Source organism: Massilia sp. Soil_C_3 (assembly GCF_057657035.1).
Map to the genome: position 1 here is coordinate 19,653 of NZ_JBDGJG010000003.1, position 21,468 is coordinate 41,120.

Annotated in this window: 21 protein-coding genes; 15 read left to right on the top strand and 6 right to left on the bottom strand. The window is 60.0% G+C overall.

What is annotated here, in order from left to right; genetic code table 11:
- Window positions 1-6: 6 nt before the first annotated feature.
- Window positions 7-750, bottom strand: a complete 744-nt coding sequence (locus AC3A6F_RS05750) for an SDR family oxidoreductase (protein ID WP_487679011.1) — start codon at window positions 748-750, stop codon at window positions 7-9.
- A gap of 133 nt (window positions 751-883) precedes the next feature.
- On the opposite strand from AC3A6F_RS05750, the gene AC3A6F_RS05755 reads away from it, so the two are divergent.
- Window positions 884-1,825 carry a LysR family transcriptional regulator gene (locus AC3A6F_RS05755; protein WP_487679012.1) on the top strand — a complete coding sequence of 314 codons (942 nt, stop codon included), beginning with the start codon at window positions 884-886 and terminating at the stop codon, window positions 1,823-1,825.
- Between the two features lie 176 nt (window positions 1,826-2,001).
- On the opposite strand, the gene AC3A6F_RS05760 is transcribed toward AC3A6F_RS05755, so the two are convergent.
- The gene (locus AC3A6F_RS05760) at window positions 2,002-3,255 is read right to left on the bottom strand and encodes a DUF2863 family protein (protein WP_487679013.1); all 1,254 of its coding nucleotides are present in this window, start codon (window positions 3,253-3,255) and stop codon (window positions 2,002-2,004) included.
- A gap of 397 nt (window positions 3,256-3,652) precedes the next feature.
- Between AC3A6F_RS05760 and AC3A6F_RS05765 the strand changes: the two genes are divergently transcribed.
- The 8 genes from AC3A6F_RS05765 to AC3A6F_RS05800 all read left to right on the top strand — a co-directional run bounded on the left by AC3A6F_RS05765 (window position 3,653) and on the right by AC3A6F_RS05800 (window position 10,627).
- A complete protein-coding gene (locus tag AC3A6F_RS05765; RefSeq protein ID WP_487679014.1) occupies window positions 3,653-4,336 on the top strand; it encodes a Fe2+-dependent dioxygenase in 684 nt (227 codons plus the stop codon).
- 152 nt (window positions 4,337-4,488) lie between these two features.
- Window positions 4,489-6,153 carry a type VI secretion system Vgr family protein gene (locus tag AC3A6F_RS05770; protein ID WP_487679015.1) on the top strand — a complete coding sequence of 555 codons (1,665 nt, stop codon included), beginning with the start codon at window positions 4,489-4,491 and terminating at the stop codon, window positions 6,151-6,153.
- Entirely contained in the window at window positions 6,066-7,160 is a 1,095-nt protein-coding gene (locus AC3A6F_RS05775; protein ID WP_487679016.1) for a DUF2345 domain-containing protein, read from the top strand. The genes AC3A6F_RS05770 and AC3A6F_RS05775 overlap by 88 nt, the downstream gene beginning before the upstream one ends.
- Window positions 7,157-7,981 carry a DUF4123 domain-containing protein gene (locus AC3A6F_RS05780; RefSeq protein ID WP_487679017.1) on the top strand — a complete coding sequence of 275 codons (825 nt, stop codon included), beginning with the start codon at window positions 7,157-7,159 and terminating at the stop codon, window positions 7,979-7,981. The genes AC3A6F_RS05775 and AC3A6F_RS05780 overlap by 4 nt, the downstream gene beginning before the upstream one ends.
- Window positions 7,982-8,047: 66 nt before the next feature.
- A complete protein-coding gene (locus AC3A6F_RS05785) occupies window positions 8,048-8,665 on the top strand; it encodes a DUF3304 domain-containing protein (RefSeq protein WP_487679018.1) in 618 nt (205 codons plus the stop codon).
- Between the two features lie 5 nt (window positions 8,666-8,670).
- Entirely contained in the window at window positions 8,671-9,336 is a 666-nt protein-coding gene (locus AC3A6F_RS05790; RefSeq protein WP_487679019.1) for a hypothetical protein, read from the top strand.
- A 23-nt stretch (window positions 9,337-9,359) separates the two neighbouring features.
- A complete protein-coding gene (locus tag AC3A6F_RS05795; protein WP_487679021.1) occupies window positions 9,360-10,349 on the top strand; it encodes a phospholipase effector Tle1 domain-containing protein in 990 nt (329 codons plus the stop codon).
- A gap of 20 nt (window positions 10,350-10,369) precedes the next feature.
- Window positions 10,370-10,627 (top strand): PAAR domain-containing protein, encoded by a 258-nt coding sequence (locus AC3A6F_RS05800; RefSeq protein ID WP_487679022.1) that lies wholly within the window; start codon window positions 10,370-10,372, stop codon window positions 10,625-10,627.
- Window positions 10,628-10,744: 117 nt separating this feature from the next.
- Here the strand turns inward: AC3A6F_RS05800 and acnA are convergent, their stop codons facing one another.
- The 4 genes from acnA to AC3A6F_RS05820 form a co-directional block, all read right to left on the bottom strand.
- Window positions 10,745-13,453 carry an aconitate hydratase AcnA gene (acnA, locus tag AC3A6F_RS05805; protein ID WP_487679023.1) on the bottom strand — a complete coding sequence of 903 codons (2,709 nt, stop codon included), beginning with the start codon at window positions 13,451-13,453 and terminating at the stop codon, window positions 10,745-10,747.
- Between the two features lie 119 nt (window positions 13,454-13,572).
- Window positions 13,573-14,121, bottom strand: a complete 549-nt coding sequence (locus tag AC3A6F_RS05810) for a hypothetical protein (RefSeq protein ID WP_487679024.1) — start codon at window positions 14,119-14,121, stop codon at window positions 13,573-13,575.
- Between the two features lie 7 nt (window positions 14,122-14,128).
- Complete coding sequence (locus AC3A6F_RS05815) at window positions 14,129-15,118, bottom strand: HpcH/HpaI aldolase/citrate lyase family protein (protein WP_487679025.1); 990 nt, start codon at window positions 15,116-15,118, stop codon at window positions 14,129-14,131.
- Window positions 15,119-15,202: 84 nt separating this feature from the next.
- Entirely contained in the window at window positions 15,203-16,192 is a 990-nt protein-coding gene (locus AC3A6F_RS05820; RefSeq protein WP_487679026.1) for a malate dehydrogenase, read from the bottom strand.
- A 319-nt stretch (window positions 16,193-16,511) separates the two neighbouring features.
- On the opposite strand from AC3A6F_RS05820, the gene AC3A6F_RS05825 reads away from it, so the two are divergent.
- From AC3A6F_RS05825 to AC3A6F_RS05850, 6 genes are all read left to right on the top strand, one after another.
- The gene (locus tag AC3A6F_RS05825; protein WP_487679027.1) at window positions 16,512-17,276 is read left to right on the top strand and encodes a GntR family transcriptional regulator; all 765 of its coding nucleotides are present in this window, start codon (window positions 16,512-16,514) and stop codon (window positions 17,274-17,276) included.
- 269 nt (window positions 17,277-17,545) lie between these two features.
- Window positions 17,546-17,971 carry a succinate dehydrogenase, cytochrome b556 subunit gene (sdhC, locus tag AC3A6F_RS05830; RefSeq protein WP_487679028.1) on the top strand — a complete coding sequence of 142 codons (426 nt, stop codon included), beginning with the start codon at window positions 17,546-17,548 and terminating at the stop codon, window positions 17,969-17,971.
- A gap of 3 nt (window positions 17,972-17,974) precedes the next feature.
- Window positions 17,975-18,343 carry a succinate dehydrogenase, hydrophobic membrane anchor protein gene (gene sdhD, locus AC3A6F_RS05835; RefSeq protein WP_005666160.1) on the top strand — a complete coding sequence of 123 codons (369 nt, stop codon included), beginning with the start codon at window positions 17,975-17,977 and terminating at the stop codon, window positions 18,341-18,343.
- A 2-nt stretch (window positions 18,344-18,345) separates the two neighbouring features.
- Entirely contained in the window at window positions 18,346-20,124 is a 1,779-nt protein-coding gene (sdhA, locus tag AC3A6F_RS05840; RefSeq protein ID WP_487679029.1) for a succinate dehydrogenase flavoprotein subunit, read from the top strand.
- Between the two features lie 48 nt (window positions 20,125-20,172).
- A complete protein-coding gene (locus AC3A6F_RS05845) occupies window positions 20,173-20,883 on the top strand; it encodes a succinate dehydrogenase iron-sulfur subunit (protein WP_109346931.1) in 711 nt (236 codons plus the stop codon).
- A 268-nt stretch (window positions 20,884-21,151) separates the two neighbouring features.
- Window positions 21,152-21,430 carry an FAD assembly factor SdhE gene (locus tag AC3A6F_RS05850; RefSeq protein ID WP_005666165.1) on the top strand — a complete coding sequence of 93 codons (279 nt, stop codon included), beginning with the start codon at window positions 21,152-21,154 and terminating at the stop codon, window positions 21,428-21,430.
- The last annotated feature ends 38 nt before the right edge of the window (window positions 21,431-21,468 follow it).

Genomic DNA, 21,468 nt, shown 5'->3' on the forward strand with positions numbered 1-21,468 from the left:
CAGCGCTCAGGCCGCAAAGCCGCCGTCGATCAGCAGGTCGGCGCCGGTGACGTAAGCGGCTTCCGGCCCGGCCAGGTAGGCGACCATGGCCGCGATCTCTTCGGGGCGGCCGTGGCGCTTGATCGCCATATAGCCGTGCAGGCCGGCGCCGAACTCGGTCATTTCCGGGTTCATATCGGTGTCGACCGGGCCGGGCAGCACATTATTGATCGTGATGCCGCGCGGCCCCAGCTCGCGCGCCAGTCCCTGCGTCAGCCCGCTCAAGGCCGACTTGCTCATCGCATACACCGATCCGCCCACCATCGGCATGCGCAGCGCATTGGTGCTGCTGATATTGACGATGCGTCCGCCTTCCTTCATATGCGGCAGCGCCGCCTTCACGCCGGCGAAGACGGCGCGCACATTGACGTTGACCGTCTTGTCGAAATCTTCCAGGGTGAAGTCGTCGATCGGCCCGAACACGGCGACGCCGGCATTGTTGACCAGGATGTCGATGCGGCCATGATTCTGTGCGACACGGGCGATGGCGGCGTCGATCGCCGCCGGATCGGCGGCATCGCTGCGGATCGCCTCCGCACTACCGCCTGATGCGTGGATCTCCGCCACCAGCGTGTCGGCGGCGCCGGCCGATTGCTGGTAGGTGAGCGCCACGTGCGCGCCCTGGCTGGCGAGCCTTTTCGCGATGGCGGCGCCAATGCCGCGCGAACCGCCGGTGACGACGGCGACCTTGCCTTCGAATGCCTTGTTCATGATGACTCCCTGTGAATGATTGGACGAGTCGGCAGTATGCTGCCGACCAGGAGTTGAAACTAGCCGGCTTGACGTCGTATGACTTTCAACTCCAGGTATAAAATCCCGGGATCGCTACCATCTAGACACCGCCATGCCGGAATCGATCAGCCATCTCGTCTCGTTCATCTACAGCGCCGAGGAGCGCGGCTTTTCGCCGGCAGCGCGCCGGCTGGGCCTGAGCCCGGCCGCGGTCAGCAAGAACGTCGCCCGCCTCGAGCAACATCTGGGCGTGCGCCTGTTCCAGCGCACCACGCGCCAGCTGCGGCTCACGGCCGAGGGCGAACGCTATCTGCACGAAGTGGCCGAGCCTTGGCGCCGGATCGAGGAGGCAACCCTGGCCACGCGCCAGGGCGCCGGCCAGCCGGGCGGCACCCTGAAGATCGGCATGGCGCCGCTGGTAGGGCGGACGTATTTCGTGCCGATGCTGGAAGATTTTCTCAAGCGCTATCCGGCCATCGTCCCTGACCTGCATTTCGAGAACCGCCAGGTTGACCTGGTCAAGGAAGGCTTCGACGTGGCGATCGGCGGTGGCGTCGAGCTGAACGAGGGGATGGTGGCGCGCGAACTGACGACCGTGCGCAGCATCGTCGTGGCCAGCCCGGCCTATCTCGAGCGGCGCGGCCGGCCGCTCGATCCGGACGACCTGGCAAGGCACGACGGCATCGCCCGCCGCGCCGTGGGCAGTGGCCGGCTGCTCTCCTGGACCCTGCGCCATGACGACGGGCGGCAGGCGCCGGTCGACCTGCGCACGGCGCTGGTGTGCGACGATCCCGAGGCGATGGCGCAGGCGGCGCTGGCCGGCATCGGCATGGCGGTGCTGCCGCTGCCGCACGCGCAAGCATTCCTGCGCAGCGGGGCGCTGGTCGACGTCTTGCCGGGCTGGTTCGTGGAGGGGCGGGCGCTCTGCCTGTATTACGCGAGCCGCAGGTTGTTGCCGGTCAAGACGCGGGTGTTCATCGACTTTGTGGTCGCGCGTTTCGAGGAGCAGGGGTTGGCGCGGCAGTTCATCACGCCGGAGGGGCCGGGTGCGTAGTGCCGCATTATCTGAATGACGCAGCCCCAGAACCGTCGTTTAACGCAGCCCCAAAACCGTCGTTCCCGCGGAGGCGGGAACCTAAGTGCGCCAGATCTAGCCAGAAAAAATGTGCTGGTCCGCTACGGGCTTAGGTTCCCGCCTTCGCGGGAACGACGGGGATTTGACTGACGGGCTTAGTGGAAGTGCTCAGTCCCCACCGGTGCGTCTTCCGGCATTTCTGCATGCACCAGCTCGCCGGTCGGATCGGCGAACAGCGGCGCACCACAGTCGTCACAGTACTCGGCCACGTAACGCTCGTTGATGCGCTTGATGTGGGCCACGCCGGCGTCGTTGAGGTGGGCCGCGATCTCGTTGATCGGGGACAGCGGCGTGGCGCTGACCGCCAGCGGACCTTCCATCGGCGTGCCTTCCTCGTCTTCCTGGCCATACAGCGGCCAGACGATGCCATACACCACGTCGGCGCTCTGGCGCATGGTGAACGAGACGCGGTACTCGTCGATCTGGATGTCCGGCGACTCTTCGCCAAAGCCCGCGATCACGGCGCGCAGGTCGGACGCTTCGACGCCCAGCGTATTGGTCAGGTAGTGCACGGCGGCGCGGATCGAGATCGGGCGGATCAGTTTGTCGGCTTCGCGGCAGGCCACGTAATAGGCTTCCGGCAGCAGCAGCTCGATGCCGCATCCCGGCAGCAGGCGCGCGATATTCGCGGTGGCCTGGCTGCGCCACTGCTCGAGACTGCGGTTGCGCTCGTCGGCGAAACGCAGATGGTGCTGCGGCTCTTGCCAGCGGAACAGCGGCTCGCCGGCCCGGGCGACGATCGCAATCAAGAGGTAGCGGGTATCGGCCAGGAAGGGCGCGGTCTCGTCCAGGTGCTGGGCCGGCTTGATGGTGCCGCCCTTGTGGGCGGCGGCCGCGAGCTTTTGCGTCAGCGCCGCGGTTTCGGCGTGGGTGCGCGGCAGCTGGTCGAGCGAATACAGGGTGGGAGCAATTGCCATCTTGGTGCCGTCGGCCAGCAGGTGGGCCGAGAAGTGGGCGCCCAGGGTCGACAGCAGGTCGTTCGGGATGGTGCCGGTGGCGATCGAGAAGCGGGTCCAGGCCAGGATCGGCGCCGCGACCAGCAGGGCCTGCCAGGTAACGTCGCCGCCATCGGCCTGCTCGACCATGGTGGCCGATTCGCTGACCGCTTCGACCGTATCCATCAGCACGTCGTACGAGGCCAGGTCGTCCTTGAACAGGGCGTTCAGGGCAGCGTCGATGCCATCCTGATGATTGGTCTTGAGTAGCTTTTGCAGGCACGTGTCGAGCTGGTGTTCCCACGCACGTTCTTCAGCACGGCTGGCAGCTTGCATAAGGGCTTGCGAGAGGCTGACGAGGCGCTGGCTTTCTGCGGAAAGTTTTGGAGTTGAATCTTTGGAAGGACGACGCATGGCGCTGGTGGGTCTCTTGTCAGTGAATGTTTCGAAAGTCCGAGGGGTGATGATAAACCCATATCCCCGGTATTGTAGTTGATTCGGCTACAGGTCATGAACAATGGGTGTCATGGAGGCAGGACGAAAGCCAGACGACCGCCGCGCACGCAAACGCTTGCACAATGTGTGAACACGGTACATAATGAGAATAATTCTCATTCAAACATGTTTGGGAAGAGCGATTGGAGTGTTCATCAAGTTGTGTTTCCAGCTGTTGTTGCAGTAGCCGTCGGTGACCGGGAAAGCACTGACGGATGTTTCTCACGGAGTACCACCCCCGCCGGGCAACCGGATTCTGCCCTCCTGACATTGTCAGGAGGGATTTTTTTGTTGGTTCTACAGCAAGAAGAACGACATGATGCTGCATATTCCCGGCGTGCTGACGCCGGATCAGGTAGCCCAACTCCGCGCCCGATTGGCCGGCGCGCCGGAATGGCTCGATGGCCGCGAGAGCGTCGGCCCCCAAGGCGCGAAGGTCAAGCGCAACCGCCAGCTGGGTGAGGGCACGCCGCTGGCCGTCGAGCTGGGCCAGATCGTCAGCGCGGCCCTGATGGCGAATCCGCTGTTCTTTTCCAGTGCGCTGCCGCTGCGGGTGCTGGCGCCATATTTCAATTCATATAGCGGCGGCGAGCATTACGGGCTGCACGTCGATGGCGCGATCCGTGCCCAGCGCGGCGGTGGGGCGCCGGTGCGGGCCGATGTCTCGACCACGGTGTTCCTGAGCGAGCCCGATGAGTACGAGGGCGGCGAGCTGGAAGTGGTCGACCTCTACGGCACCCATGAGGTCAAGCTGGCGGCGGGCGACGCGATCGTGTATTCGTCGGGCAGCGTGCACCAGGTGCGGCCGGTCACGAGCGGCGAGCGGGTGGCTTCTTTTCTTTGGACCCAGAGCATGGTGCGCGACGATGGCAAGCGCGGGATGCTGTTCGATCTCGATACCCAGATCCAGAAGCTGCGGGCCCAGCATGGGGAGTCGGAGATAACGGTAGGGCTGACGGCGCATTATCACAACCTGCTGAGGATGTGGGCCGAGGTGTGACGCCGGCTTGAGGAGGCAGGTCGCTGCTTCGCTGCCAAGGCGTCAGGTATCCACGATGCCGTCATCGAGGAACTCTGTCGCGTATCAAAGGCACCCAGATCGGTAGTGCCAGAATTCATGCTTGTTCCGATGGGAAATAGCTGGAGGATGGCATGGACCTTGGTCATGAACTCGGTAGTCTTTTGCATCCTGCAACTCAGCTCGGTACCGATCACCGACCGATCCGGCTCACGCTCTTTCAGCAAGATAAACCCAGCGGCAATCTTTTACTTCCCCAGTATGTTGACGGTAATGAAACCGTGTGCGGTGGCTTTCGATACCACATCGACTGCATCACCACCTCCTCCCGGCTGCCGCTGAAGGAGCTAATCGGCTTGCCGGCTACCCTCGAGTTCGTAAATGACCGTGGGGATTTGCGGCAGGTATGTGGGATTGTCGCACAGGCGAGTTCAGGCGAATCGGACGGTGCCATCGCCAGTCACCGCGTCACGATCTGCGATGCCATGGAGATCATGGAGCAACGTGTGAATACGCGTGTATTCAGGCGCATGAGCTGGCCCAGGATCGTGCTCGTCCTGCTGGACGAATGGGTGCGGCTAAATGGTGCAATGGCAGGAGCGTTCGACTACGAATTCGCCGATGGGTTTCGGCTCGAAAACTACGCCGAGCGCGACCAGACCGTCCAGTTCAACGAATCCGATGCAGCGTTCGTACGCCGCCTCCTGGGCCGTTGCGGTATAGCATGGTTCTTTCGTCCCGGTTGTAGCCTAGCGATGCAGCCCGGCCGGCAGGATGGCGCCGCGACGGCGATACACACGCTTGTGCTGTTCGACGCCCATTGCAGGCTTGCGCGGAACGATGCTGGTGTCGTTCGCTATCACCGTGACGACGCGACCGAGCAGCGTGATTCCGTCACTCGCTGGGGAGCCATTCGCACGCTCCAGGCCGGTGGCGCCAGCCTGTTCAGCTGGGACTACAAGAATCCAGGCGCTGGCCCGGGAATGGCTACCGAGGTTCCTGGAAAAGCTGATCAAGGGCAGTCCGGCAACCAGCTGGCCGCTGGGATGCAGGAATATATAGTCGAATCGCCGCATGTCGCAGCGGATGGCGACGAGCTGTATCGCCTCGGATTGCTGCGCATGCAGCGCAAGGAGCTCGATGCGAAGCGCTTCGTCGGAGAGGGAACCGTACGCGACTTTCGTGTCGGCGAATATTTCACGCTCCAGAATCATGCCGAGATCGACGCCCGTCCTGTCGCCGAGCGCGATTTCGTTATTACCGCACTCGACATCCGAGCCCGAAACAATCTCCCGGGCCACCTCGAGGCCAGGGTACAGCGGCTGTTCGAGCGTAACGGACGGGAGCAGGCGCCGAGAGGGAATGCCGGGGCTGCGGACAACTGGAATGTCACACCTTTCCAGATGCGATTCGAAGCCGTCCGGCGCGCCGTTCCTATCATTCCCCCATTCGATCCGCGAACCGACCTGCGCGATCCGGGACTTCAGATCGCCCTCGTGGTGGGGCCCCGGAACGAAGTCGTCCATTGTGACGAGCTTGGCCGTGTCAAGATCCGGTTTCCGGCAACACGTCCTGGAGACCATGAGCATGCGGGCGGCGCTGGCGCGTCGGACACGGACGCCGATTCGGCCTGGGTAAGGGTGGCAAGCAATTGGGCAGGCAGCGGCGATTCGCACTGTGGCATTCTGCGCTCCCGAGAGTGGGAACCGAGGTGCTGGTCGCCTTTGTCGGCGGCGACCCGGACAAGCCCATCATCATTTCCCAGCTCTACAATGGGCGGGCCTTGCCTCCACCGTTGAGCAAGAACGCCAGGCTGCCGACGACGCGTTTCTTGTCGGGCATCCACAGCCAGGAAATCGGCGGTCTGCGCGCCAACCAGATCCGGTTCGATGACACGCCGGGACAAATCAGCGCGCAGTTGGCGAGCGACGACGGCGCTTCGCAACTGAATCTGGGTTGGTTGACGCACCCGAGGGGCGAGCGGAGCCATCCCCGCGGCGAAGGCGCTGAGCTGCGCAGCGATCATGCGGTGGCGATTCGTGGCGGGAAGGGAGTGCTGATCACTGCCGCCAGCAGTGCAAAGGCCGAAGGAAATCAGTTGGATCGGGCCGAGCTGATTGGACTTGCCGACGGATTGCGCGACATCGCGGACCAGCTTGCAAAGCTCGCCGAAACCCATGCCAAAGATACAGGCAACGGGCCACTGCTTAGTCAGTTGGTGGACAAGCTCAGGCATCTGGAACGCGGAACCAATGTGGGCGAGGGTGAGGCTGGCAGTGCATCTATCGTCGCGGTCACCGGACCGGCGGGGATTGTCATGGCGAGCGCGGAAAGCCTGGCATTGGGCGCCGAAAAGAATATCGACCTGATCACGGCTGCGGACACGCATCTGGCTGCCGGTGGCAGGACGTCAATGCGTGCGGCCATGGGCCTCAGCGCTTTCACGAACGACGGTGGCATCAAGCATGTTGCGGCGCGAGGCGATATCCACACGGAGGCGCAGGATGGCGCCATCAATCTGATTGCAAAGAAAGTGATGGAAGTGATCAGTAACACCGACTGGATCAACATCAAAGCCAGGAAGGGTGTCCGGATCTATGGCGGCGGCAGTGAGCTGAAGATCAGTGCTGAAGGCATTGTCGGCAACACGACTGGCAATAGTCTTATGTATGCGGCCGATCATCAGACCTTCGCCAAGAAGTCCTCTGAGGTTCAATTCCCTGACGAGCTGCCGCACCACGATATTTGCATTCCCTGCATGCTTGTGGCGGCGCGTGCACATAGCCCATTGGTGGAGGCAGAATGAACAGCGATAACGGCGAACTGTTCGTGTATCTCCTGATCGACAACGGCCTATTGCAAGAAGCTTCATCAGGCTATACCGGGGCAGGTGCGGAACGTCGTCCACCGTGGTTGGAACCAATATATGCGGAGCGGGCTCTCGAGGTCAGCCCATTCCTAATTGATATGGAAGCTGCTTATGAAGCAGGCGCCGTAGACCAGTTTATGAGCTTTGTGAATGCGCGCAGGCCCGCGCTACATGTATCGATCATTGAGACCGGGCTGGATATTGGACAGATTGCCCGGCATCTGCGCAGATTTATTTTTATCGTCGATGCCGAAGGTAAGCAATTTACGCTCAGATTTGCCGACTGTGCAGTTCTTATGTCGCTTTCGGCTGTTCTTACCGCGGCTCAATGGACAACCATGAATGCAGCGATCTCGGGGTGGCTATCGCATGATCGGTCAGGATCACTTATTCAACTGGCGTCGCCTGAGCCTTATGAACATGTACCAACGCCGTTTTTTTTGGATCGGGAACAGTTGGCATCACTAGACGAGGCTAGTGAAGTGGATCATCTCATCGCCAAAGTGAAAATGCTGCACCACGGAGAAGACCTCCCAGGTAGCGCAGCGCAGCAGTATGCGTGGGCGTGTGCGGCCCGTCAAATATGGCGCACCGAAAAGAAGATGAATCCTCAATTTTTAACAAGCTTGACTGAAGCTGCGTTGGTCACGCGAGGTGAAATTTTCAATGACAAAGAGCTCTCAGTTTATATGTCTTTAGATAGTCTCGACGATTTTCGAAAAAAATTGAGAAAATTTATCGATACGATTGAATTGTAACTACAAGCCAATAAATAAATTAAGTGATAGAAAGCTGTCTCTAGATTTATACGTTTGGAAATATTTATGAATCGAAGAAAACATTCCATTAAGTGGCGCTGCATCGGCTCACTGACCTTAGTAATGCTGTTGATCGTATTCGGGGTGGTATCCTCGAGTAAATCCTATGAGGAAGAGAAAGTTCTCGCTTCTGTTGTTGGGGTGCATCACCTTGGTGCAGATTATTTAATCAACCGGTTTTATATAAATAAACGTATTGGAGATAACGTTGGGGAAGAAGGTGGTGGCGGGAGTAGGGTGTGTTGCATAAATCTCCCGCGTGAATCGAGGTCGAATTTGACGGCAGACGTTCGTTGGAAAGTACACCATATCGTAAGGCCATCGGACTCTACTCTAGAAGAGACTGAAGAGGTCAATGGAATATACCAGGCAGAAGTGCCAATCGAGTTATATGCAGAGCCTGGCGATTTGTACGTGCATTTTTTCTCTGGCGGCCGTGTTCGGCTTGTTGTCAGTCCAAATGCCTCTGGCGGAAAGTTGCATCCAATACAGGGTGATGATTACAGGGCCAAGGAATTTGCTACGACTGGGAAGCCTATCGATGCTATTTTCAATAAAGAGGACCTAGCAGAGTTGCGGCGTGAAATTGACCGCGATCGAAAAATATACGGCGATTGGAGATAAAAATCATGACCCTTTCTAGCTTTTCCGTGTTGCCCACAAAGAAATCGCCGATAGAGAAAATTAAACGGGTGGAGTCGTCCCTTAATTATGAACTAAAAAGATGCGAAACTGTAGTTAATGTCGGGATATTCTTTGATGGTACTAACAATAACAAGGATAGAGATTCCCCGCATCGTTCGGATACAAATATTGCTCGACTTTTTGATCGATACAGTAGCAAAAGGGAAATTGGTTATCACCGAATTTACATTCCTGGTGTTGGAACGATATTTCCAGAGATTGGCGAGTTTGAAGAAAGTTCATTAGGTAGCGGTTGCGCATTTGGTTGCGAGGGACGGGTAATCTTCGGGATTCTAGAGGTTCTAGATTCTCTTCACCGACAATGCTTTGAGATCAACATGTTCGATGGAGATTCTGCCCTTGCATTATGTCGAAATGGGTCCTATGTAAAACTTAAGCGAGATCTTGCAGTTTTGGCCAAGATGGGTGAGAGTAGTGGATTGCTCGAGCCGGAAATCGGAGAGGGGAGACGATGCCAATTCTTAATAAGACAATCCAAGATTCTTGAGGAAAAACTAAAAGCTAAAAAGCCACGAATTGTCGAATGTTTCGTTGATGTTTTTGGGTTCTCCAGGGGGCAGCGGAAGCACGGGTATTCTGCAGTTGGTTAGATGAATTGCTTGTCGGCGGTCGGTTGGCTGGCATACCACTCCGTTTCCGCTTTGTTGGAATCATAGATATCGTTGCATCGGCAGGATTTTGGTCTGGCACGATCGCACTAGCTACAAAATCGACGGGAGGCCACGGAGCATGGGCGAGCGCCGAAGCCTTACGTATCCCGTCGTCAGTGGAGAACTGTGTGCATATGGTGGCAATGCATGAGCTTCGCAGGAATTTTCCTCTTGATGCCATTGGGATTGAAGGAAAACTGCAAGATGGTTGGCTGCAATATGCATATCCTGGCTCACATAGCGATGTCGGCGGAGGATATCGCCCGGGAGAGCTGGGTCTTGCGGCCGGCGACGATTCTCAGAAGCTATCCCAAATCCCGCTGAATCATATGCTCGAATGCGCGATCTCAGCCGGCGTTCCACTGAATAAGCCGAGGGCTGTGCCGGGTGAGTATGATCCGTTCGCCACTCACCCTGATCTTGTCAAAGCATTTGATGATTTTATTTCTCAGTCCATGCTAGATCCACGTCCAGTATACGAATGGTTGCAACCATATTTAAATTGGCGATGGCAGATGCGCGACCGTTTTCACACCACCAATCAGGTTAAGCAAGCAAGTAAATCTGACAAAGAAATTCTTGTGAATTTCAACAAAAGCCTAATCACGGATGCCAACATTATGTTGCGTTTCAGTAAAGGCTGGAGCATTGCAAAGCTCACGCTTGCCGCTTTTAAAACTGTGTTTCAGTCTCAAGAGAGATATGAGGTTTCGAGAATCAGGTCATTGGAGCCGGAAGCGTCTTCCGTATTGATGCGTGCTCAAAAGTCCGGGCCGACGCCCCCGTCGTTTGCGAATTTATTCGACGGATATGTGCATGATTCGCTGGCAGGGTTCAATTCACCGTTTCTGGAAAGTCCCGGTTACTGGCGGTACCGAAGGGCCTTCTTGGGTACCGATAACCATACTGTCGCTACGAACCAAGATATTGATCGGGTCCGCGGCGCAGCATGATCAAATAGAGAAGGTGCGCTATGAAAGATCAAAACGGACGAGGCGTTATCCGACTCGGCGACAAGACCACGCATGGCGGTGAAGTAATTTCCGCAGTAGCGGACTTCACTGTACTTGGCAAGCGTCTTGCCGTAGAAGGCGACGCGACTTACTGCCCCAAATGCAAAGGCCAGTTCCCGATTCAGGCAAGTGACAGCACCCGTAAGCATCAGGGAAAGCAGGTCGCATATGATCAGGACCTCACTGCGTGCGGCGCCAAGCTTATCTCGTCGATTTGACACCCTTCTGAAGTGTCGATTTGCAGCAGGAGCGAACAAATACAAAGGGCTGGAACCCTCCCGGATTCCAGCCCTTTTCGCTTGAAGCGATAGCCCGCCGTAGCGGGCCTTCCAGATTTAAGCAGCCAGCAGCTGACGCAGCACGAACGGCAGGATGCCGCCATGCTTGTAGTAGTCGACTTCGATCGGGGTGTCGATACGCAGCAGCACTTTGACTTCTTGCGATTCGCCGTTTTCGCGGTGGATCACCAGGGTCGCCAGTTGTTGCGGCTTGATCTCGCCTTCCAGGCCCTTCAGGTCGTAGGTTTCCTTGCCGGTGATGCCCAGGGTGTCGACGCTGTCGTTGCCGATGAATTGCAGCGGCAGCACGCCCATGCCGACCAGGTTCGAACGGTGGATGCGCTCGAACGAACGCACGATGACCGCCTTCACGCCCAGCAGCTGGGTGCCCTTGGCAGCCCAGTCGCGCGACGAGCCGGTGCCGTATTCTTCGCCGCCGAAGATCATGGTCGGGGTGCCCGCTTCCACGTACTTCATTGCAGCGTCATAGATCGACATCTGTTCGCCGGTCGGCTGGTGCAGGGTGATGCCGCCTTCGACTGCCGAACCGTCAGCCTTGGCCGGGATCATGCGGTTCTTGATACGCACGTTGGCAAAGGTACCGCGCATCATGATTTCGTGGTTACCGCGGCGCGAACCGTAGGAGTTGAAGTCCGCTTTCAGGACGTTATGTTCCTTGAGCCACTTGCCTGCAGGGCCGTCTTCCTTGATCGAACCGGCCGGGGAGATGTGATCGGTGGTGATCGAGTCGCCGAACACGCCCAGGGCACGGGCTGCGGTGATGCCGGTGGCGACCGCTTTCGGGGTCATCTCGAAATCGGCGAAGAACGGTGGTTCGGCGATATAGGTCGATTCAGGCCAGTTGTAGACTTGACCTTCGGTCGACGACACGCGTTCCCACAGCGCGCCAGGGTTGCCCTTGACGTCGGCATAGTTCTTCTTGAAGACTTCCGAATTCATCGCGAAGCGCATTAGTTCGCCGATCTCTTGCGAGGTTGGCCAGATGTCGCCCAGGTAGACGTCGACGCCGTTGCTGTCCTTGCCGACTGGCTCGGTCATCAGGTCTTTCGTCATATTGCCGGCGATCGCGTAAGCGACGACCAGCGGTGGCGACGCCAGGAAGTTCGAGCGGATGTTCGGGTGGATACGTGCTTCGAAGTTCCGGTTGCCCGACAGCACGGCCGACGCGACGATGTCGTTCTGGGTGATCGTGGCGTTCAGTTCCGGGGTCAGGTCACCGGCGTTACCGATGCAGGTGGTGCAGCCGTAGGCGGTCACGCCGAAGCCCAGCTTGTCCAGGTAAGGCAAGAGGCCAGCGGCGGTCAGGTATTCGGTGACCACGCGCGATCCAGGCGCCAGCGACGACTTGATGTGCGGCGCGACGGTCAGGCCACGCTCGACGGCTTTCTTGGCCAGGAGGCCCGCGGCCAGCAGCACGCTCGGGTTCGAGGTGTTGGTGCACGAGGTGATGGCGGCGATCAGGATGTCGCCGTTCTTCACGCGCACGCCGTTGGTGGTCTCGTAGACCTTGTGCAGGTCGTCCGGGTTCTTGTTGAAGCCGTTCTGGGTGGTAGGTTTACTGAACAGCTCGGTGAAGTTGTTCTTGACGTTGCCCAGCTCGATACGGTCTTGCGGACGCTTCGGGCCAGCCAGCGAAGGCGTGACGGTCGACAGGTCGAGCTCGACCACGCGGGTGAAGTCGATCTCGCCTTCCTGCGGGATGCCGAACATGCCCTGGGCCTTGTAGTAGCCCTCAAAAGCGGCCAGCTCTTCTTCGGTGCGACCCGTGCCGCGGAAGTAGTCGACGGTCGCTTCGTCCACTGGGAAGAAGCCCATGGTCGCGCCGTATTCAGGGGCCATATTGCCGATGGTGGCGCGGTCGGTGGTCGACAGCGAACGGGTGCCTTCGCCGAAGAACTCGACGAACTTGCCGACGACTTTCTCTTTGCGCAGCAGTTCGGTGATGGTCAGCACCAGATCGGTCGCGGTGCAGCCTTCGCGCAGCTTGCCCTTCAGGTTGACACCGATGACGTCCGGGGTCAGGAAGTAGACCGGCTGGCCCAGCATGCCGGCTTCGGCTTCGATGCCGCCCACGCCCCAGCCGACGACGCCGACGCCGTTGATCATGGTGGTGTGCGAGTCGGTGCCGACCAGGGTGTCAGGGTAGTACACGTCGCCCTGTTTCATGACGCCGCGCGCCAGGTATTCCAGGTTGACCTGGTGGACGATGCCGAAGCCCGGAGGGACGACACCGAAGGTGTCGAAGGCTTGCATGCCCCACTTCATGAACTGGTAGCGCTCGTTGTTGCGCGAGAATTCCAGCTTCATGTTCAGGTCGAGCGCGCCCGGCTCGCGGAAGTGGTCGATGGTGACCGAGTGGTCGACCACCAGGTCGACCGGCACCAGCGGCTCGATCTTCTTGGCGTCGAGGCCCATCTTGGCGGCGACGTTGCGCATCGCGGCCAGGTCGGCCAGCAGCGGCACGCCGGTGAAGTCTTGCAGCACGACGCGGGCCACGACGAACGGGATCTCGTCGGTACGCTCTGCGGTCGCGCCCCAGTTGGCGACTTGCTTGACGTGTTCTTCGGTGACCTTCTTGCCGTCGCAGTTACGCAGCACGGACTCGAGGACGATACGGATCGACACCGGCAGGCGCGACAGGTTCACACCGAGGTTTTCCGCCAGCGCCGGCAGCGAATGGAACTGGCCGCTCTGGCCTGCGCCGATCGGGAATTCCTTCAGTGTGTTCAGAGTGTTGCGAGACATAATCTCTCCTTCAGTGGGAATATTGTTATTTCAACAGCAGCGTTCACGGAAATAACGGGCCAGATATAACTTCGGGCGACAGAACGGCGCGGACTTCCGGGAAAGTCCGCGCCGCATCTTCAAGTCTTGCTCGCCTCCGGTTCCGCGGTCGCCACGATCGCGGACTGTTCGGCGTTCTTGCATTCATTGGCCAACTGGCGGTTGAGCTTCGAGTCGAGCAGGATGCCCTTGGACGGGATACCGATCCAGATCAGGCCATAGTGAGGATTCTCGAAGCGCAGCGCGCCGGTGGTGGTGCCGATGCGGGCCAGGCGGTGCAGGCGCTGCTTCCAGCGCAGCGCGATATGGCTGTCATCGGTATCGTTGGTATAGATAGTGATCTTGTTGCCGAGTTCGCAAGCGTATTCGGTCACCTTGGTGTCGGTGATGTCCGGCTCGTTGATTTCGAGCGGGTTCGCCGCAACTGCCGCCGCAGCGGCGGCTGCCGCAGCGGCCGCTGCAGCCGCCTGGGCCTTCTTGGACGGCTTCTTCTTGGCTTGCGCTTTCAGGACCGCTTCCGCTTTCGGATGCTTTTCCTTGGCGACGGAAGCGCTTGCCGGCGCGCACGCGACGGCGGCCGCAAGCGCGACGGCGCAGGCGGCGATCATTTTCGGGAGGAGGATGGCCATGGTCGGTTTATTCGCTGTCGGGGAGGTTGACGATTGCGGCAGCGGCTTCCGGCAGCGCGAGGCCCGCCAGTTTGGCACGCTGCAACACCGACCAATAATATCGGTAGCTCGCACGGTCGTGCAAGCGGCCATGTTGAGCAATCGGACCCCAGTCCGCCGCCATGGCCTCCGTCAAGATATTCGTCGCTTCATTGACCTCGGACAGGCGCGGCGTAAACGCCTTCAGGATCGGCTTGATCTGGTCCGGATGGATGCTCCACATCCGGGTAAAGCCGAATTCGGCGCCGGCGCGCTGGGCGTCGTTGGCAACCGTCGGGCTGTCCTTGATGTCGGTCGTGACATTGTGCGATGCCACCTTGCCATGGGCGTGGCAGGCGGCCACCATCTCGAGCTTGGCGCGCACCACCAGCGGGTGGGTGAACTGGCCCGGCGTGCGCATCGCGCTCGCGGGAATCGCCCCATAGTGGCTCGACACGAAGTCCATGATGCCGAACGACAGGCATTCGACCTGGGGCAGGGCAGCGATGTCGTAGCCTTCGCGCAGCGCGCCGTGGGTCTCGATCAGCACGTGCACCGGCAGGTCAGGGCGGCCGGCGGCCTGGGCATGCTGGTTGATCAGGTCGATCGCGCGCGTGACTTCCATCGCGCTTTCCACCTTGGGCAGCACGATGTAGGCCAGGCGCTTGGCCGCGCCGCCCACGATGAATTCGACGTCTTTCGCAAAATGGGGGCTGGCCGGCTCGTGCAGGCGCGCGCCGATGCGGTTGAAATGGTTGTCGTCGCTGTTGACGAGTTGCGCCACCAGGATGGCGTGCTCCAGTTCGCTGCCGGCGGTGGCGCCGTCTTCGCAGTCGAACGTGATGTCGAACAGGGGGCCAAGCTCTTGTTGCAGGGCCATCGATTTGCGCATCAGCTTCTCGGAACCGGCGTAGTGGTCGCAGGCGGGGAGAAGGAGTGGCTGGCGTTTGCCCTGGAATAAAACCTCGGAAGGGTGCATATCTCTCACAACATAAAACGGCCGTGCCAATTGAGTGGCACGGCGCGGTCGGCGCACGGCAAATGCCGCGCGCCAGATTGAAACTTAGCCCAGCAGGTGAGCGACGCCGGCTTTCTCTTCTTCCAGCTCTTTCAGGGTCAGGTTGATGCGCTCTTGCGAGAAGGCATCGATGTCCAGGCCCTGGACGATGGTGTATTCGCCATTCTCGGTGGTAACCGGGAAGCCGAACATGGTGCCTTCTGGGATACCGTAGGAACCATCCGAAGGGATACCCATGGTGGTCCACTTGCCGTTGGTGCCCAGCACCCAGTCACGCACGTGGTCGATCGCGGCGTTGGCGGCCGATGCGGCCGACGACAGGCCGCGCGCTTCGATGATCGCTGCGCCGCGCTTGCCGACGGTCGGCAGGAAGGTGTTGGCGTTCCATTCCTGGTCGTTGATCAGGTCCTTGACGGCGTCGGTGCCAGCGGTGGCGAAGCGGTAGTCGGCGTACATGGTCGGCGAGTGGTTGCCCCAGACGACCATCTTCTCGATGTCCTTGACGGCCTTGCCGGTCTTGGCGGCCACTTGCGACAGGGCGCGGTTGTGGTCCAGGCGCAGCATGGCGGTGAAGTTCTTGGCCGGCAGGCTAGGGGCCGATTTCATCGCGATGTAGGCGTTGGTGTTGGCCGGGTTGCCCACCACCAGCACCTTGACGTTGCGCGAAGCGACGGCATCCAGGGCTTTACCTTGCACGGTGAAGATCTGGGCGTTGGCTTCCAGCAGGTCCTTGCGCTCCATGCCTGGGCCGCGTGGGCGGGCGCCGACCAGCAGGGCGACGTCGACGTCCTTGAAAGCGGTCATCGGGTCCGAGTGGGCGGTCATGCCTTCGAGCAGTGGGAATGCGCAGTCGTCGATTTCCATCATGACGCCCTTGAGCGCCTTCTGTGCCTTCTCGTTGTCGATCTCGAGCAGCTGAAGGATGACCGGCTGGTCCTTGCCCAGCATGTCGCCGTTGGCGATGCGGAACAGCAGGGAATAGCCGATCTGGCCGGCCGCGCCGGTGACGGCGACGCGCATTGGGGTTTTAGCCATGATGAATCTCCAAAGTGGGAATGAAAACGGTTTGCGCCGAAGGTCGACGCCGAGCATACGCCTGTTTGGTTACAAATTGCCTTCACGCGGTTTGATGAAGCTGCAATGATACCAAAAGCGCTCTTCAAGCCTTCAAGGTCGAAAGACGGGTGTCGCGCGCGTACAATCATGGAAGAGTGGCGCCGACTCCCGGTCGGCCATGAGTGTATTCCTCTGCCGTTTGGTCTGTCAATTCAATATCATATGTCTTATATAAGACACATATCTAAAGGCCTCTAATACTGGACGGTCATGCACTTTTGTGGTGAAATCGCGGTCTATGAATTCCGCCCCATCCAATCCGGCCGTTGATCCTGTCAGCAGTGGCTCGCCGTCGTTCCGGCCCCTGTACCAGCAGATCAAGGCGCTGATCACCCAGAGCCTGCAGGCCGGTGAGTGGAAACCTGGCGAACTCATGCCGAGCGAAGTCGAGCTGGCGGCCCGTTTCAAGGTCAGCCAGGGCACCGTGCGCAAGGCGATCGACGAGCTGGCCGCCGAAAACCTCGTGCTGCGGCGCCAGGGCAAGGGCACCTTCGTTGCCAGCCACGCCGAAGAGCGCGCCCATTTCCGTTTCCTGCGACTGATGCCGGATGAGGGGCTCCCCCATCATCCGGAGAACCGCTTCCTCGAGGTCAAGCGCATGCGTGCGCCGGCCGAGGTCGCGCGCCTGCTCGATCTCAAGTCGGGCGACGCCGTGGTCTACATCAAGCGCGTGCAGTCGTTCGACGGCCAGCCGACCATCCTGGAAGAGCTGTGGCTGCCGGGTCAGCTGTTCAAGGGCCTGAGCGCGGAGCGGCTGCAGGAATACAAGGGGCCGATGTACGGCCTGTTCGAGACCGAGTTCGGCACGCGCATGATCCGCGCCACCGAAAAGATCCGCGCGGTGTCGGCCGACGCGGCCACGGCCGAGCACCTGAAGGTGGCGCCCGGCACGCCGCTGCTGTTGGGCGAGCGGGTGTCGTTCACCTATGGCGACAAGGCCGTCGAGCTGCGCCGCGAGCTGTATTCGACCGTGAAACATCATTATTTGAACGAATTGTCGTGAGGAGAATAAAGCTGAAAACAGTCGAGTAAATATTCTCTGTTTTCTGTCTTTTCAAATAGTTCGGAAAATAGCCAAATGGAATAAAACTCCCCTCTGCGTCAATCGCACGAATGCGATTAAAATATATTGGTTTTGGGTACGCGACGGACATGACCCGGTTCGCCGCTCGCTGTCCCGCTGGCTTGGTCCACTTTCCCGGACCAGGACGTGAAATCGGCAAGAATGCAGGGTTCATACAAAAATTTGTCATAAATGGGAGGTGTACCATCATGTCGGAAGCCGTGAGAGAAGCAAGCAAGAAAGGGCGGCCGGTGTATCGCAACGTCGGAATCGGCGATATCACGACGAAATATCGCATGCCGCCGTCGGCGATCGTGTCGATCCTGCACCGCGTCAGCGGCGCCGGACTGTTCCTGATGCTGCCGTTCCTGCTGTATTTGTTCCAGCAGAGCCTGCTGTCGGAATCGACGTTCGGCTACTTTGCCGGCATCGTGTCGCACCCGCTGGTCAAGATCATCCTGCTGGGCCTGTCGTGGGCTTACCTGCACCACTTCATCGCCGGCGTGCGCCACCTGTTCATGGACAACCACTTTGCCCTGGACAAGGATGCCGCGCAATCGACCGCGCGCTGGGTCCTGATCATCAGCCTCCTGCTGACCGCGCTGGTCGGCCTGAAATTGTTCGGAGTGTTTTAAACCATGGCAAGCAAGAATAATATCGGCCAGCGCCGCCTCGTCGTCGGCGCTCATTATGGCTTCCGCGACTGGCTGGCCCAGCGCGTCACCGCGATCCTCATGGCGGTCTATACCGTCGTCCTGCTGGCCATGTTCCTGTCCGGCCAGAATTTCACGTATGAAGGCTGGGCCGGCCTGTTCGCGAAACAGTGGTTCAAGCTGCTGTCGATGGTCACCTTCCTTGGCCTGTACTACCACGCCTGGGTCGGCATCCGCGATATCTGGATGGACTACGTCAAGAACGTCGGCCTGCGCCTGACGCTGCAATTCATCACCATCTTCTGGCTGGTGGGCTGCGTCGCCTATACCGTGCAAATTCTCTGGAGTGTGTAATCGTGGCAGCAATCAAAACTGCAATTCCAACCCGTCGTTTTGACGCGGTCATCGTGGGCGCCGGTGGTTCCGGCATGCGCGCATCGCTGCAGCTGGCCGAAGCCGGCCTGAACGTGGCCGTGCTGTCGAAAGTCTTCCCCACCCGCTCGCACACCGTCGCTGCCCAGGGCGGCATCGGCGCTTCGCTGGGCAATATGAGCGAGGACGACTGGTACTGGCATATGTTCGACACCGTCAAAGGTGGCGACTACCTGGGCGACCAGGATGCGATCGAATTCATGTGCCGCGAAGCACCGAAGGTCGTGTACGAGCTCGAGCACTTCGGCATGCCGTTCGACCGCAATCCCGACGGCACCATCTACCAGCGCCCGTTCGGCGGCCACACCGCGAACTTCGGCGAAAAGCCGGTCCAGCGCGCCTGCGCCGCAGCCGACCGTACCGGTCACGCGCTGCTGCACACCCTGTACCAGCGTAATGTCCGCGCCCGCACCCACTTCTTCGTCGAGTGGATGGCCCTCGACATCATCCGCGACGCCGACGGCGACGTGGTTGGCGTGATGGCCCTGGAAATGGAAACCGGCGACGTGATGATCCTGGAAGCGAAGACGACCATCTTCGCCACCGGCGGCGCAGGCCGCATCTTCGCCGCATCGACCAACGCCTTCATCAACACCGGCGACGGCATGGGCATGGCGGCGCGCGCCGGCCTGCCACTGCAAGACATGGAGTTCTGGCAGTTCCACCCAACGGGTGTCTCGGGCGCCGGCGTCCTGATCACCGAAGGTGTGCGCGGCGAGGGCGGTATCCTGATCAACTCGAACGGCGAACGCTTCATGGAGCGCTATGCGCCGACCCTGAAGGATCTCGCGCCGCGCGACTTCGTGTCGCGTTCGATGGACCAGGAGATCAAGGAAGGCCGCGGCTGCGGTCCGAATAAAGACCACGTGCTGCTGGACCTGCGCCACATCGGCAAGGACACCATCGAGAAGCGCCTGCCTTCGATCCTGGAAATCGGCCACAAGTTCGCCAACGTCGATGCGACCAAGGAACCGATCCCGGTCGTCCCGACCATCCACTACCAGATGGGCGGCATCCCGACCAATATTCACGGTCAGGTGGTTGCGCCTGACGGCGCCGGCGGACAGAAGATCGTCAATGGCCTGTACGCGATCGGCGAATGCGCCTGCGTCTCGGTCCACGGCGCGAACCGCCTGGGCACCAACTCGCTGCTCGACCTGGTGGTGTTCGGCCGCGCGGCCGGCAACCACGTCGTCGCGTCGAACCTGAAGCAGAAGTCGAACAAGCCGCTGCCAGCGGACGCGGCCGACTTCGCCCTGGCGCGCCTGAACAAGCTCGAGACCTCGGTGGGCGGCGAAAAAGTGCAGCACGTCGCCAACGATATCCGCGCCACGATGCAGAAATACTGCGGCGTGTTCCGTACCCAGGAACTGCTGGAGACGGGCGTCACCGAGATCATGAAGCTGGACGAGCGTCGCAAGCACGTGTCGTTCCAGGACAAGTCGAAGGTGTTCAACACCGCCCGCGTGGAAGCGCTGGAACTGGACAACCTGATCGAGACCGCCAAGGCGACCATCGTGTCGGCAGCGGCGCGTCCGGAATCGCGCGGCGCCCACGCCCACAGCGATTACCCGAACCGCGACGACGAGAACTGGATGAAGCACACCCTGTTCTTCTCGGAAGGCAACCGTCTCGATTACAAGCCTGTCGTGCAAAAACCGCTGACCGTCGACACCTTCAAGCCGAAGGCCCGTACTTTCTAATATTTTCCATGGCCGGAACCGATGTTCCGGCCCAGAACAGGTAATCAAATGGCACGCACCGTCCAACTGAAAATCTACCGCTACGATCCGGACAAGGATTCGAAGCCCTACATGCAAGACGTGACCGTCGAGCTGAAAGACACCGACAAGATGCTGCTGGACGCACTGCAGCGCATCAAGTCGGACGTCGACGATTCGCTGGCCCTGCGCCGCTCGTGCCGCGAAGGCGTGTGCGGTTCGGACGCGATGAACATCAACGGCAAGAACGGCCTGGCCTGCACCACCAACCTGAACGAGCTGACCCAGCCGATCGTGCTGCGTCCTCTGCCGGGCCTGCCGGTGGTGCGCGACCTGATCGTCGACATGACCAACTTCTTCAAGCAGTACCACTCGGTCAAGCCGTACCTGATCAACGATTCGATCAAGCCAGAGAAAGAGCGCCTGCAGTCGCCGGAAGAGCGCGAAGAGCTCGACGGCCTGTACGAATGCATCCTGTGCGCCTGCTGCTCGACCTCGTGCCCGTCGTTCTGGTGGAATCCGGACAAGTTCGTCGGCCCGGCCGGCCTGCTGCAGGCCTACCGCTTCATCGCCGACTCGCGCGACGAAGCGACCAACGACCGCCTGGACAACCTGGAAGATCCTTACCGCCTGTTCCGCTGCCACTCGATCATGAACTGCACGGACGTGTGTCCGAAGGGCCTGAATCCGAACAAGGCGATCGGCAAGATCAAGGAATTGCTGGTTCGTCGCGCCATTTAAGGCGTGTTACGCATGCGGCGGCCGGTTTGGCGCCGCATGTGGTGTGCAGACGTGCGTTTGGCGGCGCGATGTTTCGGGCGCCGGTTGAACGCGTCGGCAGCAAAGCTGCCAACCCTACGTCGGGTTGACGGGTCCTCCCGCCGACGCGTTCAACGAACGTGTGCATACCTCGTTCGGCATTAAATATGCCGAAGCAATACAGTAAAAGTACCGTACTGCCGAATCGCGGCAGCCGGAGTATGATGTCGAACCCACAACGGACTCTAGTGTGAAACCTAGTGCAAACGCGCATCAATCCGATCCCGCCAACCGTGCCCGCCTGCGTTGGCGCGCACGCCGGGGATTGCTCGAGAACGATCTGATTCTCACGCGCTTCCTCGATGCGCACGAAGAAGAACTGACCGACGAAGAGGTCGATGCGCTGACCCGTCTGCTCGATCTGGCGGACAACCCGTTGATGGACCTGCTGCTGGGACGCTCCGAGCCTTCCGGCGAAGTCGACCTGCCGCATGTGCGTGCCTTGCTGGCGCGGTTGCGGCAAGCGTAAGCGAAATTGGGCATCCGGTCTGCCTCGCGGGCTGGTCG

What these genes read in the sequence shown, in the direction of transcription:
- AC3A6F_RS05825 (WP_487679027.1), top strand. Translation starts at nt 16,512, where the DNA reads ATGAATTCCGCCCCATCCAATCCGGCCGTTGATCCTGTCAGCAGTGGC.
- AC3A6F_RS05845 (WP_109346931.1), top strand. Translation starts at nt 20,173, where the DNA reads ATGGCACGCACCGTCCAACTGAAAATCTACCGCTACGATCCGGACAAG.
- AC3A6F_RS05785 (WP_487679018.1), top strand. Translation starts at nt 8,048, where the DNA reads ATGAATCGAAGAAAACATTCCATTAAGTGGCGCTGCATCGGCTCACTG.
- AC3A6F_RS05810 (WP_487679024.1), bottom strand. Translation starts at nt 14,121, where the DNA reads ATGGCCATCCTCCTCCCGAAAATGATCGCCGCCTGCGCCGTCGCGCTT.
- sdhD (WP_005666160.1), top strand. Translation starts at nt 17,975, where the DNA reads ATGGCAAGCAAGAATAATATCGGCCAGCGCCGCCTCGTCGTCGGCGCT.
- AC3A6F_RS05790 (WP_487679019.1), top strand. Translation starts at nt 8,671, where the DNA reads ATGACCCTTTCTAGCTTTTCCGTGTTGCCCACAAAGAAATCGCCGATA.
- AC3A6F_RS05820 (WP_487679026.1), bottom strand. Translation starts at nt 16,192, where the DNA reads ATGGCTAAAACCCCAATGCGCGTCGCCGTCACCGGCGCGGCCGGCCAG.
- AC3A6F_RS05815 (WP_487679025.1), bottom strand. Translation starts at nt 15,118, where the DNA reads ATGCACCCTTCCGAGGTTTTATTCCAGGGCAAACGCCAGCCACTCCTT.
- AC3A6F_RS05765 (WP_487679014.1), top strand. Translation starts at nt 3,653, where the DNA reads ATGATGCTGCATATTCCCGGCGTGCTGACGCCGGATCAGGTAGCCCAA.
- AC3A6F_RS05800 (WP_487679022.1), top strand. Translation starts at nt 10,370, where the DNA reads ATGAAAGATCAAAACGGACGAGGCGTTATCCGACTCGGCGACAAGACC.
- sdhC (WP_487679028.1), top strand. Translation starts at nt 17,546, where the DNA reads ATGTCGGAAGCCGTGAGAGAAGCAAGCAAGAAAGGGCGGCCGGTGTAT.
- AC3A6F_RS05770 (WP_487679015.1), top strand. Translation starts at nt 4,489, where the DNA reads ATGGACCTTGGTCATGAACTCGGTAGTCTTTTGCATCCTGCAACTCAG.
- acnA (WP_487679023.1), bottom strand. Translation starts at nt 13,453, where the DNA reads ATGTCTCGCAACACTCTGAACACACTGAAGGAATTCCCGATCGGCGCA.
- AC3A6F_RS05780 (WP_487679017.1), top strand. Translation starts at nt 7,157, where the DNA reads ATGAACAGCGATAACGGCGAACTGTTCGTGTATCTCCTGATCGACAAC.
- AC3A6F_RS05750 (WP_487679011.1), bottom strand. Translation starts at nt 750, where the DNA reads ATGAACAAGGCATTCGAAGGCAAGGTCGCCGTCGTCACCGGCGGTTCG.
- AC3A6F_RS05755 (WP_487679012.1), top strand. Translation starts at nt 884, where the DNA reads ATGCCGGAATCGATCAGCCATCTCGTCTCGTTCATCTACAGCGCCGAG.
- AC3A6F_RS05760 (WP_487679013.1), bottom strand. Translation starts at nt 3,255, where the DNA reads ATGCGTCGTCCTTCCAAAGATTCAACTCCAAAACTTTCCGCAGAAAGC.